Here is a 13,633-nt window from a genome sequence, read left to right on the forward strand (position 1 = left end):
CAGACTATGTTATTCGGACTTGATGGCGTCGAGATAGGCCTCATTATCGTGTTCTTCTGCCTTTTCGGAGGCATTCTGTCCGGCTTTCCGGTGGCCTTTGCCATCGGTGGGGCGGGAATCATCTCATTTGGGATAATTGCGGCGCTGGACAGTGCCGGGCTGCTGATACATCAGGCGATTGATACCAGCTCACAAGCCTATCGGGATGTGGTGAATTCTGGGATCAAGCCAGATGTGATATCGGTGTTCCGATACCCGGACTTACCGCGCATAGCTGAGCCGGTCTTTGTATCGGGCTGGGAAACGGCCCTTGACCGCAACGTCTCGTTCATCGTGAACCGCATGAATGAACGTGTTCTGGCGGGGCAGTCGATCGAAACTCTGCTGGCCGTGCTGATGTTCGTCCTGATGGGCATCACGCTTGAACGCTCGAAGATTGCAAACGATCTGCTGACGACGATGGCGCGCGTTTTCGGACCGCTGCCGGGCGGTCTGGCTGTGTCGATTGTTGTTGTGGGCGCGTTCCTTGCGGCCTCGACCGGGATCGTCGGGGCCACCGTGGTGACCATGGGTCTGCTGGCGTTGCCGACGATGTTGCGGAACAACTATTCGCCTGAACTGGCGACGGGTGTGATCGCCGCTTCGGGTACGTTGGGGCAGATTATTCCGCCCTCGATCGTGATCGTTCTGCTGGGAACTCTGGCGGGAGATTTGTATTCAACCGCTCAGGAAACCCGCGCAGTTGAAGCGGGCTGTACCGACGCGCTGACCTATCTGGGTGAGCCGGCGGTGGTTTCGGTCGGCACGTTGTTCCAGGCGGCGCTGCTGCCGGGGATCATGCTGGCGTTGCTCTATGCGCTCTATGCGTTCGGATATGCGTTGCTCAACCCCGATAAGGCTCCGGCTGTTGAACTGTCGGGCGGCAGTGGCGAAGTGATTACTCGCGCCGAAGGTCTGACCTGGTTGTTGGGCGCGCCGGTCGCCCTGATCGTGGGCGCGGTAATGCTAAGTAGCGCCGGTATCATCGGCAGCCAGAACATCAGCGTTTCGGCGTTCTCTGACATTGGCGAGGGCGCATCCCTGCGCACCAACGTGTCTGCGGAATGTAAGGCCTCGATGATCGACCTGCATGGTCAATCCGCCTGGGATCAGGCCTTGGCCGAGCAGGAGGCCATCGACGCTGCAGGAGGAACCAGCGAAGCCACACGACTGACCGAAGAGGAACTGGCCGCTGCTCAGGAAGCCAAAATCGCAGCGGCTGCACCGATCGGAACAGGTGTCGCCGTGATGGTTGTTCTGCTGGGTCTGACGCTGGTCATGGGACGGGGAATTGCACCGTCGCAGTCTACGCAGCCCCTGATCGTTGGGGCCATTGGCCTGTTGCTTATGCTATTGGTGGATGTGCTTCTGATCGCGCCGACAACATCGTCCGGGGCAACCTTCCTGCTGTTGGCGGTGCCGTTTGCGCTGGCCATGTATGGCTGTAAGGAAGCTGCGGCGCGGTGCGCGACTAATGATCTGATCCGTGTGGTGTTCCCACCGCTGGTTCTGATCATCGCGGTTCTCGGCTCGATCCTGGGTGGTGTGACGAACCCAACTCCGGCGGCTGCGCTGGGGGCTGGTGGTGCGATCATGCTGGCGGCCTATCGCAAACTGCAGGATCAGGGACGATCCGGCAAGGTGATCATCTGGTCGACATTTGCCGTGATCATTGCCCTGCTCATGGGGGTCAACTTTGACCTGCGCATCAACCAGGGCGGTGTGACGGTGGAAACCTGGATTGCCTTCTTCATCGCGTATGGCGCTTACCTGTTCGCCCTGTTCGGCCTGATCTATGGGTGCTGGGTTCTGTTTACCAGTGGTGTTCTGACACCGGTGGTACGGGAAACAGCCAAGGTGACCTCGATGGTGTTCACCATCCTGATCGGGTCGCAATTGTTGAACCTTGTGGTGATCTCGTTTGGTGGGGAACATTACATTCAGCAATTCCTCAGGAGCTTTGACAACGAGTTTACGGTTTTCCTGATCGTGATGCTGGTCTTGTTCATCCTTGGGTTCGTGCTGGATTTCCTTGAGATCATCTACATCGTGATCCCCATCGTAGGCCCGGTGATCTATGGCGGATCGTTTGATCCGAAATGGGTCACGATCATGGTCGCGGTGAACCTGCAGACCTCGTTCCTGACGCCACCGTTCGGATTTGCCTTGTTCTATCTGAGGGGGGTTGCACCGAAGGAGGTCACGACGGGGCATATCTATCGCGGGATCATTCCTTTCGTGCTGATCCAGGTGGTCGGAATCGCGATCCTGTGGTTCTTCCCGTCTATTGTGACAATCGTTCCGGATCTGATCCCGAACTGATCTTTGGGTGTCATTCAGTGAAAATGAAAAGGGGGCCTGCTGGCCCCCTTTGCTTTGGCGTTTTGGGAAGGGGCCAGCCCCTTCTTGGCCTGCGGCCAATTCAACCCCGGGATATTTTTGGCCAGATGAAGGGATGGATCAGGTGAACTGAATGAGGTCCCAGCGGTTTCCGAAGGGATCGCGCCAGACGGCGACCGTTCCGTAGGGCTCGTGTCGGGGGGCTTCCTCGAAGTGAACACCTGCGGCGTTCATTTTGGCGTGGTCGCGGTCGAAGTCATCGGTTTCCAGAAAGAAGCCTACGCGCCCACCGGTCTGGTTGCCGATTACTGCGGATTGGTCAGGTCCGTCCGCGCGGGCGAGCAGTAGCGATCCCTGCTTTGATCCTGGCGGTGCGATGCGGACCCATCGCTTTCCTGCGCCCAGGTCAATATCCTGCAGCACGGTGAATTTCAGCGTTTTCGTATAGAAAGCGATGGCTGTGTCATAATCCGGGACCACCAGCGTCACCGCGTGAAGGCTTTGGCGCATGTTGCCTCAGCCCTTGGTCGGGTGGCGGTCAGGTAGTTGGATATTGGCTACCTGTTCGGCAATGGGGGCAGTGGAGAGTGGATGATGACTGGAGTCCGGCAACTCCGACGGATTGCCGACATTGATCCATTCGCCCCGAACGTACGCTTCGAGCCCGGAGAAGCGGGCCTTGTATCCCATTTTGGGGCTTCCGGGTACCCAATACCCCAAATAGACGTATGGCAGGCCAGCTTCGCGGGCGATGTCGATGTGATCGAGGATCATGTACGTCCCCAAAGAGCTTTGCGGCTGGTTCGGGTCGTAAAAAGAATAGACCATGCTAAGCCCGTCATCCAAGACGTCCGTCAGGCTTACGGCGATCAGGTCACCGGTGGTCGGGTCCGCGTACTCCACGACCCGGCTGCGGATCGGAGTTTCCTCGATCATCGCGGCAAATTCGAATACATCCATATCGGCCATGCCGCCATCCGCGTGGCGCGTGTCCAGATATCGGCGGAACAGTTCGTATTGTTCATCTGTTGCCCAAGGCGAGTTCGCCTTGCGCTGGAGGTAGGCGTTGCGTTTGATGGCGCGTTTCTGGCTTTTGCTGGTGCGAAACTCGGAGACGTTTATCCGGGCGGACAGGCAGGCTGCGCAATCGGCGCAAGACGGGCGGTACAGCACGTTCTGGGACCGGCGGAATCCTTGTTGAGACAGCGAGTTGTTGAGCTGATCCGCGCCTTCGCCCTGTAGGGCGGTGAACAACTTACGCTCCATCCTGCCCTCAAGATAAGGGCAGGGTTGTGGGGCCGTCACATAGAATTGTGGCGCTATTGGCAGCGTGTGTCGCATGAATGTTCCAGGTTTCCTGAAACGGATGATAACAACCGATCCCGGTATCGCCAAGTGATTCAAGCAGTTGGATAATTTTTACGCGCGCTGGTTGATCATGACCGTTCCAAGGAAAGCATCTGTTAGCCCCTGGCACCGCGCGCTGGTCAGCATCATGATGACCGAGATGATCTGCAGGACTGGGAAAGCCATGCTGACGAAATAGCCCGTGGTGTGTGCCAAGGCTTTGCCGGTATCCATGCGGGCCCCAAAGGAATCGCGCAATTCTATGCCCATGAACCGCATACCCAAAGTGGCTGAGCCATTTGCGATGGTCACAACGCGATAGATAAAGCTTACGACCGCGTAGATCAGGGCAAGAATAAACAAGCCCATGCCCAAGGTCAGAAAGATCGCAACTGTGCAGAGCAGTGAGACAAAGGCGATGTCAAACAACCACGCGACAAAGCGTTTGATCGCCACGGACTGATAGAACTCCGGTTGGCGGTCAGGGTCAGGCAAATGGGTCATGTAGGGAATTTCCGAGTTGTTGTGTGGTTTACCCTGTCCCGATCAGGCGGGGCAGGGCAAGTCTGGATCAGGCGTTCTCGCCGTTTTCGCTTGGATCGCGGTTTTCGCGGGCGCGTTCGTCCATGAACTGATCGAACTCGGCCTTGTCCTTGGCTTCGCGCAGGCGGCGCAGGAACGCTTCAAAATCCTGTTGTTCGCGCTCCAGACGGGCAAGGGTGTCGGCCTTATATGCATCAAAGGCGCTGTTGCCCGAGGGTTTCATGGCGCTCATGTGGCTGTGCCAGGTTTTGCGGCGGCTGCAGGACTTGCTGAACATGCGTTTGCTCCAGATCATATAGGCCAGAATGGCCAGGCCTACGGGCCAGAAGAAGATGAATCCAAGGACCATTACAGCGATCCAGGCCCCTTTTCCCTTATCATCAAGCCAGGCTTCGGCGCGGTAGAGCCATCCCGGATTTTCAGGGACGGCGTGGTCGGAAAGTGCGGTCATTTGGGGTCTCCGGGTTAATGTAAATTGTGTTCACATCATCTAGATGGGGGGTATGCGGCAGGTTGCAAGGGGTGAATGTGAAAAAGATTTACATCTTGGATGGGCGGTGCATAGCAAAGCGTCGGGAAAAGGTTAGTTTCCGCTTGCGCAAGGCATTGAAATTACGCCATCTCCTAATTGGGGCTTGAATCCCTTGTATAGACTTTCCGCCGGAGGGTTAATGTCAGGACCACTCGCCATCCAACGAATGCCTCGACCTTTCGATCTGTCGTTGGGGGCAGAGGCGCGTGCGCTTGTCACTGATCTCGCACCTGAAGCCGGCGAACTTATCGCTGGGGCCGCCGGATCGAGCCCTTATCTGAATGGGCTTGTCGCGCAAGAAAAGGACTGGCTTGCGCAGGCTTTAACCCAGCCAGATCAGGCACTGGCAGATGTGATGCAGGGCGTACAAAATCTGCCAGCGGATCAGTTGAAGCCCGGATTACGACAGGCCAAACGGCGGGTGGCGCTTCTGACCGCTCTGGCTGATCTGGCTGGTGCGTGGCCGTTGGAGAAAGTTACGGCGGCCCTTACGGATTTGGGCGCACTAGCGGCCGACGTTGCGGCCAAAGCTGAGATCGCCGCGCTGATCCGGCGGGGCAAACTGCCGGGCATGACCGAGGACGATGTGGAAACTGCTGCCGGGATGATCATTCTGGCCATGGGAAAGATGGGTGCGCACGAGCTGAACTATAGTTCGGATATCGACCTGATCGTTCTGTTTGATGAAACCCGGTTTGATCCGGACGATTTCTATGATGCGCGACACGGAATGGTCCGGGCCACACGGAATTTCTGCGCGACGCTCAGCGACAAGACGGCAGATGGCTATGTGTTTCGCACCGATCTGCGTCTGCGTCCCGATCCGGGGGTGACGCCTGTGTGCATCGCGGCTGAGGCCGCCGAACGGTATTACGAAAGCCTTGGCCGCACATGGGAGCGCGCAGCCTATATCAAAGCGCGGCCCTGCGCAGGTGATATCGAGGCAGGACAGCGCTTTTTGGACACGCTGCGTCCGTTTGTCTGGCGGCGGCATCTGGATTTTGCCGCCATTCAGGATGCCCATGACATGCGTCTGCGTATCCGCGAGAACAAAGGCACCGGCGGCGCGTTGACCATACCGGGCCATGACATGAAGCTGGGGCAGGGCGGCATCCGTGAGATCGAATTCTTTACACAGACCCGCCAGTTGATCGCCGGAGGGCGCGACCCAGATTTGCGGGTTCGTGGTACGGTGCCCGGGTTGGCAGCCTTGGCTGACAAGGGCTGGGTTCCACGGGATGTCGCGGAAAAGCTGACGGACCATTATCGCGCCCATCGGGATGTCGAACATCGGATTCAGATGATCCACGATGCCCAGACCCACAAGGTGCCTCAGTCGCCTGATGGGATCGAACGTGTCGCCTGCCTCATGGGGATCGACAGCGCCGAACTGACGGCGGACTTGACCCGCCGCCTGACCGAAGTTCACGAGCTGACCGAAGGGTTCTTTGCGCCCGGCCCGTCTACGCCGAAACCTGCCGGAGAGGCCGGGTTTGATCAAAGCATTCTGGCCCGCTGGCCCACCTATCCGGCGTTGCGATCGCAACGGGGCGCGCATATTTTCGAGAGGCTTAAGCCCGAGCTTCTGTCGCGCCTTTCGAAAACTGCGAAACCGGATGAGGCGCTGTTGGCACTGGACGGGTTTCTTTCGGGCTTGCCGGCGGGCGTACAGCTATTTTCGTTGTTCGAAGCCAACCCTCACCTGATTGACCTGCTGATCGACATTGTCGGAACCTCTCATGCGTTGGCGGCGCACCTGTCGCGCAATTCTTCGGTGTTTGATGCGGTGATTGGGGGCAGTTTCTTTGACGACTGGCCGGGGCAATCTGCTCTGCAAGCCGATTTGCAGCAGGCACTGGCGCAGGAAGGGGATTATGAAAGCCAGTTGGACCTCGCGCGGCGTTGGTGCAAAGAGTGGCACTTTCGGGTCGGTGTGCATCACTTGCGTGGATTGATCGACGGGGCGCAGGCCGGACAACAATATGCGGAACTGGCAGGGGCTGTGATCGCCGCGATCCTGCCATGCGTGGAAGAACAATTCGCCCTGAAACACGGCCCCGCGCCGGGACGTGGGGCCGCCGTTCTGGGCATGGGGTCGCTTGGCGCTGGCCGAATAAACTCGCAATCCGATCTGGATATCATCCTGATCTACGATCCGCTGGATCAGGACATGTCTGACGGCCCGCGACCTTTAGCAACCCGGACTTACTATGCCCGGTTCACGCAGGCGCTGATTACGGCGCTGTCTGCCCCTATGTCTCAGGGCAGGTTGTATGAGGTGGACATGCGCCTGCGCCCTTCTGGCAATCAGGGTCCCGTTGCGACGAGTTGGGCGAGTTTCACCAATTATCAACGAAATGAAGCGTGGGTTTGGGAACATCTCGCCCTGACCCGTGCCAGGGTCGTAGCGGGCGATCCGGGACTGGCCGAGGATATTGAGGCGTTTCGCGCAGTACTCCTGTCCCACCCCCGAGACCAAGCGCAGATATTGAACGATGTGGCAGAAATGCGCATCCGTTTGGCGGCGGCGAAATCCCCGTCTGGTATTTGGGACGCCAAGAACGGCGCAGGGCGCATGATGGATATTGAATTGATGGCCGAAACCGGAGCCTTGTTGTCGGGTGAGACCAAGCACGATGTTCACGCAGGGTTGGACGGCGCGGTCGCTGCCGGGCTTTTGGACGTCGCGCAGGCGCAAACACTCAAAGAATGCTACGATTTATTCTGGTCTGTACAATGTGCGGCTCGGCTGCTGTCCGGTAAGATGATCGAAGCGGACAAAATAGGCCAGGGCGGGTCAGATTTCCTGTGCCGGGCCACTGGGTTCGAACAGGTTGAACAGCTTCAGGCCGCGCTGCAGCAGAGGTATTCAAGCGCTGCCGAAATTATCGCCAGCGTGATCAAGGAGGACGGCAATGGCGCGCAGTGACGATCCGAACGACCACAAAGGTCTTATCCGCGAAGCCTATCGCATTGATGGCATCACTTTGCCGGAATGCCGCTCTATCTTTCTGGACTGGGCGCTCAGCCTGCCTGCGGAACGGGATCAGGCTCTGGCGCTGGTCGACCTACACGCCGCCTATTCAGCGCAGGCAGCGGATCATCCTATGACGCAGGTTCTGGCCGAAGGTCTGCAAGCCGCCAAAACCCCTAAAAGACGGGGCGGATGGCGTTCGCGTTCGCGCTAGGGCTTTTCCCTGCGGGCAATCGGCACTAAGAGGGCGCCATGACCCAAGCCGCCGATCGCCCCCGTATTCGCCTGAAACCCAAAGCCAACGCACGCGGGCTGCGCCATGGCTTTCCCTGGGTCTATGCAAATGACATCGTGACCGACCGCCGGACGCGGAAGATCGAGGCCGGTGCCCTTGCGGTTCTCGAAGATGAAAAGCGCTCGCCCATTGCGCTGGTCGCGGTGAACCCGAACTCCAAGATCATGTGCCGCGTTCTGGACCGTGATCTGGAGGCCACGTTGGATTCCGATTGGTTTGAGACCCGTCTGCGCCGCGCGCTTCAGATGCGTGAACGGCTGTTTGACGCGCCATATTATCGCCTGATCCATGCCGAAGCGGACGGATTTCCCGGCGTGATCATCGACCGTTTCGGTGATGCCTGCGTTATTCAGCCAAATGCGGCTTGGGCTGAAAAACACCTTGAGACTCTGACCGATGCTCTGGTCTCTGTGACGGGCGTTTCGGTCGTTTTGAAAAATGCTTCGGGCCGGACACGCGGCCTTGAGGGGTTGGATGATGCTAACCTCACGTTGAGGGGCAAGGCCCCCGATGACCCGCTGCCGGTTCCAATGAATGGCGCGACCTACATGGCCGATCTGACCGGCGGGCAAAAGACCGGTCTCTTCTACGATCAGCGCCCCAACCACGCGTTTGCCGCGCGTTTGGTGCAACCCGGCGCACAAGTGTTGGATGTTTTTAGCCACGTTGGTGGGTTTGGTCTTGCGATGCTGGCCGGGGGTGCGGCGCGCGCGCTTTCCGTCGATGGCTCAGCCGCTGCGCTGGAACTGGCCACCAAGGGTGCGCAAGCCTCGGGGTTTGACGGAAGGTTCGACACCCGGCAAGGCGACGCCTTCGATGTTCTGACACAACTGGGGCAGGAGGGTGCCCAATTCGACGTCGTTATCTGTGATCCGCCGGCCTTTGCCCCGTCGAAACAGGCACTGGACGCGGGGCTGCGCGCGTATGAACGTGTGGCGCGACTGGCCGCACCGCTGGTGAAGGCGGGCGGTTATCTTGGCCTGTGTTCTTGCTCGCACGCGGCTGACCTTGGTCGGTTCCGCGATGCTTCTTCGCGAGGAATTGGTCGGGCAGGGCGGCAGGCGCAGCTTATCCATACCGGGTTTGCCGGACCCGATCACCCGCAATTGCCGCAATTGGCCGAAAGCGGTTACCTCAAAGCTGTGTTTTATCGGCTGTGAAGGCCGTTCTTGATACCTGCGTCATTTACCCGACGGTGATGCGAGAGATGCTGCTGGGGGCGGCCAAACTTGGTCATTTTACACCGGTCTGGTCCGCGCGCATTCTAGAAGAATGGGCGCGCGCGGCCCGTAAACTCGGTCCGGAAGGTGAGGCGCAAGCTCGCGCTGAAATTGCTTTGACACAGGCAAACTGGCCAAAAGCCGAACACGCGGAGAACCCAGGGCTAGCGCAGAGACTTTGGTTGCCCGACCCGGCGGATATTCATGTTCTGGCGACGGCTGTTTCCTCGTCTGCGGATGTCATCGTTACCGTGAACGCAAGGGATTTCCCAAGAAACGTCCTTTCGGAAGAAGGGCTTGAGCGCCGCGATCCCGACGCGCTGCTTCACGGGTTCTGGTCGGAAAATCCGGTCGACATGGCAGAGCTCGCCGACAGGGTTCTGGCCGAAGCCAACCGTCTGTCGGGCGACCAATGGAACCTCCGTGCCCTGATGAAAAAAGCCCGCCTTCCGCGTCTGGGCAAGGCGCTCGCAAACTAGATAAGGATCCAGCCTATCCGCCCGCGCCCCAACGCTGTTCAAGCACTTCAAGCGCCGCAATACGCTCATCGGTTTTGGGATGGCTCATCAGCCAAGCGGGGGTCACACCTGCGCGTTGTTGCGTCAGATCTTCGAGTTTGTGAAACAGGGACTTTTGCGGCTCGATCCCGATTCCGGCCTTGGTCAGCAATGCGGCGGCGTATTCATCGGCCTCATACTCGTCCCCCCGCGACAGTCGTGATGCCAGAAGATGGGTGAGCATGTTTGCGATCCACGCTCCAATGAATGGGATGAAACGGTTCAGCAACATCATCAACGCCGCCCGAAGCGCATTCTGCCCCGAGAAATCAATCATGCGGCGCCGGGCATGACCTAGCGCAACATGGCCAAGTTCATGCGCAATCACGCTGGCCATTTCTTCGGCCGAAACCTCACCATTGCTGAATTTACGGTAGAATCCGCGTGTTATGAAAATTCGCCCATCCGGTGCGGCAAGCCCGTTCACCGGGTCAATCTCGTAGATATAAACCGGCACGCGGTCGATCCCCAGCGCCGCCGCAAGCCGATCCGTCATGCGTTTGAGAGCGGGGTCGGCCAGTTCGGTTGACTTGGCGTCCAGTTCCCGGTGGGTGCGCCAGACGGAAATTCGATACATGACAACGGCATAGGCGATTGCCAGCAATATTGGGGTTAGGCGAAGCATAGTTCAGATATGGGCCGCGCGCGCGAACTAGACAAGCCACAAGTTCCTGCTTTGCCGGTTTGGGACCATAGCTGTGTGTCCGATCACTCGACGGGCGTGGGTAGGTCTAGGTTATCATGCAGGTCGGAAAGAGTGTCTGTGGTCAACGCCTCGCCCTTGGACGCCTGAAAGAATGCATACTCGGCCTCTTTCTGCGCGACCAATGTATCGACCCGCAGGTCTTTGAGATCAGCACGCAGATTGTCCCGAATTTCCTCATACGCCTCCGCTTCAAGCAACTCTCGTTCCAGAGTATCCAGCTTGTCGTCATAATTCGGATCACCAAGGTCGAGATTGGCAATGTCGTCTGCAATCTCATCGCTGCTGCGACCGCCGTAGTTTTCGTTCAATGCCCGCAAGTTGCGCCTTGTTTCGTATAGCTCAGCCCGCAGTTCGTAATACTCGGATGCCTCAAACTGGTAGGACGCAATCTTTCCGACGTTACTGTTGGGTGCCGCATTCTGGAACGCAGGAGCCGCCGCGTTTGAGGCGTTCAGGTTCCGCAACTTGTCCGATCCGTAAGGGTCCGTGATCGCGGCGACAAGCGGATCGCGTTTGTAACGGTTCCAGCCCTTTTTGTGCGGGTATTCGACGTCGTCGTAGCGCAGAATATAAGCGGCGTCTTTGGCAAAATACGCATGGTTATCAGAATAGCGGTGATAGTCAGGGTCGTAGGGCACCGGCTGAATCGTCACGTCGTCCTGAAGGCGATCTATTGGTTGTGGCAGATCAAGATTTTCGTGAAACTCACCCAACGCGCTGCGGGTCAGAGTGCGCCCTTTTGATGCTTCGAAAAAGGCGGATTCTGCGTCGGCCAACGCATCCTTGGTCTCGTATGACAAGTCTTTGACATCCTGCCGAAGGTCGTCGCGTGTTTCCTCGTACAATTCAGCTTCGCGCAGTTCAGCCTCCAGCTCATCTAGTTGCTCATCATAGTCCGGGTCACTTGGATCAAGCCCGGCGATGTCATCAGCAATTTCATAGCTCGAACGGCCATCATATCCTTCGTTGAGGTCGCGCAAATCACGGCGCGCCTCGTATAGGTCGGCGCGCAGATCGTAATACTCGGTTGCTTCGGCCTGATAGGTCGCGATCTTTCCGACATTACTGTTCGGTGACGCATTTCGGAAAGCAGGCGCTGCCGCATTTGAAGCGTTCAAGTTGCGCAACTTGTCCGAGCCATACGGATCAGTAATCGACGCAACAAGAGGATCGCGCTTGCGCCGTTTTGGCGGTTTCAGATCCCCGTCATCCTGATGCCATGTATATGCCCCCGTGGACCGTGCCACCGGGCGCGGCGACCGATCTACCGGGTCTATCGAGGCTTGTCGGTATGACTTTTTGACCGGTTTCGAACCGCGATTCGACCGAGAGCTTGAGCGCGTTCCAAACAATTCTTCTACGTCCCGTTTGAACTCGCGTCCGAATTCTGAAAACGAAACCCTTTGCGTGGTTCCGTTTTTAGGCTTGCTTTTGGCTTTATTCGAGCCGTTGTTCTTTTTGAACAAGTTCTGAAAGGAATTGTTCTTTCGGGCTTTATCCCGGCTTTTCCCGTATTCGCTTGTCTTGCTGTTTTTGTTGCCTTTTCCAGCTTTTCCTTTTCCGCTGCCTTTGCCGCGACCTTTCCCTGCGCCTTTTGCCTTGTCGCTTTTGGCAAATGCAGCGTCTGGGGCAAGTGCAAACGTGGCAACGGCCCCAGATGTCAGGATCAAAGAAGCGGATGTAACAATGGTCGTAAGAAATGCGCGGAAACGAAACTTGGTCATTTTAGCCCCCCAGCCTTAACCACTTCGCAATATACCACGGATTTGGGAATCCTGGCCGGACTAAGGGGGATTGTTTCTACAGGGGCTGCGATTTCCGGATTTTTTCCTGGAATTTGCCGTATTGTTTCGGGATTAGAAACCGCATCGGCTGGGAACGAAAGTCCAAAAGACCTATCGTGTCAGTTCCTTCATTCCCTGTTCCAGCCCGGCCAATGTCATTGGCACCATGCGGTCTTCGAATATCTCGCGGACCATATTGATCGAGTGGGTGTACTGCCAATACTTTTCGGGCACCGGATTGATCCAAAGATGCGATGCCCACTGTTCGCGGGCCCGTTGCAGCCAGACCTGACCGGGTTCTTGATTCCAGTGCTCGCTCGCGCCGCCAGGATAGGCGATCTCATACGGGCTCATGGATGCATCCCCGACAAAGATGCACTTGTAGTCCGGGCCATAGGTCCGCAGCACCTCGTGGGTCGGGGTTTGTTGGTCCCAACGACGTACATTGTCCCGCCAGACGCCTTCGTACAGGCAATTGTGGAAGTAGTAGTATTCCAGATGTTTGAACTCGGTCCGCGCAGCCGAGAACAGTTCTTCGACCACCTTGATATGCGGGTCCATTGATCCGCCTACGTCCAGAAACAGTAGGACTTTGACTGCATTGTGACGCTCGGGCCGGGTTTTGACGTCCAGATAGCCGTGCTCGGCCGTGGCGCGGATGGTGCCGTCCAAGTCCAGCTCATCCGCCGCACCTTCGCGGACCCAACGGCGCAGGCGCTTCAGGGCCACCTTGATATTGCGAGTTCCCAGTTCAACCGTGTCATCCAGGTTCTTGAATTCACGCTTGTCCCAGACCTTGACCGCACGCTGGTGGCGGCTTTCCTTCTGGCCGATACGCACGCCCTCGGGGTTATAGCCATAGGCCCCGAACGGTGATGTTCCTGCGGTGCCGATCCACTTGTTGCCGCCCTGATGGCGGCCTTCCTGATCCTTGAGCCGCTCGCGCAGCTTTTCCATCAGCTTGTCAAACCCGCCAAGTGCCTCGATCTCGGCCTTTTCTTCGTCTGACAGGTGCTTTTCGGCCATCTTCGCCAACCACTCGGCCGGGATGTCGACGGCTTCCAAAACCTGATCAAAACTGATTTCTTCCAGCCCTTTGAAACTTGCGGCAAATGCCTGGTCGAATTTGTCGATGTTGCGTTCGTCTTTCACCATCGACACGCGGGCAAGATAATAGAACGCCTCGACGTCATAGGTCGCGAGGCCCTTTTTCATACCCTCCAGAAAAGTGAGGTACTCGCGGAGTGAAACGGGAATACCGGCTTTGCGGAGATTTTCGAAGAAGGGCAGGAACAT

Annotated in this window: 12 protein-coding genes; 5 read left to right on the plus strand and 7 right to left on the minus strand. The window is 57.7% G+C overall.

Annotated elements, in window-relative coordinates:
- Nucleotides 1–6: 6 nt before the first annotated feature.
- Nucleotides 7–2,361 carry a TRAP transporter large permease subunit gene (locus GOV87_RS18075; RefSeq protein ID WP_171212702.1) on the plus strand — a complete coding sequence of 785 codons (2,355 nt, stop codon included), beginning with the start codon at nucleotides 7–9 and terminating at the stop codon, nucleotides 2,359–2,361.
- Between the two features lie 138 nt (nucleotides 2,362–2,499).
- Here the strand turns inward: GOV87_RS18075 and GOV87_RS18080 are convergent, their stop codons facing one another.
- The 4 genes from GOV87_RS18080 to GOV87_RS18095 all read right to left on the minus strand — a co-directional run bounded on the left by GOV87_RS18080 (nucleotide 2,500) and on the right by GOV87_RS18095 (nucleotide 4,720).
- Nucleotides 2,500–2,889 (minus strand): VOC family protein, encoded by a 390-nt coding sequence (locus tag GOV87_RS18080; RefSeq protein WP_171212703.1) that lies wholly within the window; start codon nucleotides 2,887–2,889, stop codon nucleotides 2,500–2,502.
- Between the two features lie 6 nt (nucleotides 2,890–2,895).
- Nucleotides 2,896–3,720 (minus strand): arginyltransferase, encoded by an 825-nt coding sequence (locus tag GOV87_RS18085; RefSeq protein ID WP_171122227.1) that lies wholly within the window; start codon nucleotides 3,718–3,720, stop codon nucleotides 2,896–2,898.
- A gap of 78 nt (nucleotides 3,721–3,798) precedes the next feature.
- On the minus strand, nucleotides 3,799–4,230 hold the full coding sequence (locus GOV87_RS18090) for an RDD family protein (protein ID WP_171212704.1): 432 nt from the start codon (nucleotides 4,228–4,230) through the stop codon (nucleotides 3,799–3,801).
- 67 nt (nucleotides 4,231–4,297) lie between these two features.
- Nucleotides 4,298–4,720, minus strand: coding sequence for a DUF2852 domain-containing protein (locus tag GOV87_RS18095; RefSeq protein WP_171122230.1), 423 nt, complete (start codon nucleotides 4,718–4,720; stop codon nucleotides 4,298–4,300).
- Nucleotides 4,721–4,940: 220 nt separating this feature from the next.
- Here GOV87_RS18095 and GOV87_RS18100 point away from each other — a divergent pair, with 220 nt between their 5' ends.
- From GOV87_RS18100 to GOV87_RS18115, 4 genes are read left to right on the plus strand one after another with little or no spacing between them, the layout of a single operon-like run.
- Nucleotides 4,941–7,730, plus strand: a complete 2,790-nt coding sequence (locus GOV87_RS18100) for a glutamine-synthetase adenylyltransferase (RefSeq protein WP_171212705.1) — start codon at nucleotides 4,941–4,943, stop codon at nucleotides 7,728–7,730.
- Nucleotides 7,717–7,989 (plus strand): hypothetical protein, encoded by a 273-nt coding sequence (locus GOV87_RS18105; RefSeq protein WP_171212706.1) that lies wholly within the window; start codon nucleotides 7,717–7,719, stop codon nucleotides 7,987–7,989. The genes GOV87_RS18100 and GOV87_RS18105 overlap by 14 nt, the downstream gene beginning before the upstream one ends.
- Nucleotides 7,990–8,027: 38 nt before the next feature.
- Nucleotides 8,028–9,230 (plus strand): RSP_2647 family RNA methyltransferase, encoded by a 1,203-nt coding sequence (locus tag GOV87_RS18110; protein ID WP_171126572.1) that lies wholly within the window; start codon nucleotides 8,028–8,030, stop codon nucleotides 9,228–9,230.
- Nucleotides 9,227–9,769, plus strand: coding sequence for an RSP_2648 family PIN domain-containing protein (locus GOV87_RS18115; protein ID WP_171122239.1), 543 nt, complete (start codon nucleotides 9,227–9,229; stop codon nucleotides 9,767–9,769). Before GOV87_RS18110 ends, GOV87_RS18115 begins: the two co-directional genes overlap by 4 nt.
- 13 nt (nucleotides 9,770–9,782) lie before the next feature.
- Here GOV87_RS18115 and GOV87_RS18120 read toward each other — a convergent pair whose 3' ends face one another.
- The 3 genes from GOV87_RS18120 to GOV87_RS18130 all read right to left on the minus strand — a co-directional run bounded on the left by GOV87_RS18120 (nucleotide 9,783) and on the right by GOV87_RS18130 (nucleotide 13,633).
- Nucleotides 9,783–10,472: a M48 family metallopeptidase gene (locus tag GOV87_RS18120; RefSeq protein ID WP_171122241.1), complete on the minus strand. Its 690-nt coding sequence runs from the start codon at nucleotides 10,470–10,472 to the stop codon at nucleotides 9,783–9,785.
- Between the two features lie 83 nt (nucleotides 10,473–10,555).
- Entirely contained in the window at nucleotides 10,556–12,277 is a 1,722-nt protein-coding gene (locus GOV87_RS18125) for a hypothetical protein (protein WP_171212707.1), read from the minus strand.
- Nucleotides 12,278–12,448: 171 nt separating this feature from the next.
- Nucleotides 12,449–13,633, minus strand: a complete 1,185-nt coding sequence (locus tag GOV87_RS18130) for a VWA domain-containing protein (RefSeq protein WP_171122245.1) — start codon at nucleotides 13,631–13,633, stop codon at nucleotides 12,449–12,451.

Source organism: Ruegeria sp. HKCCA5426 (assembly GCF_013034585.1).
GTDB lineage: Bacteria > Pseudomonadota > Alphaproteobacteria > Rhodobacterales > Rhodobacteraceae > Ruegeria.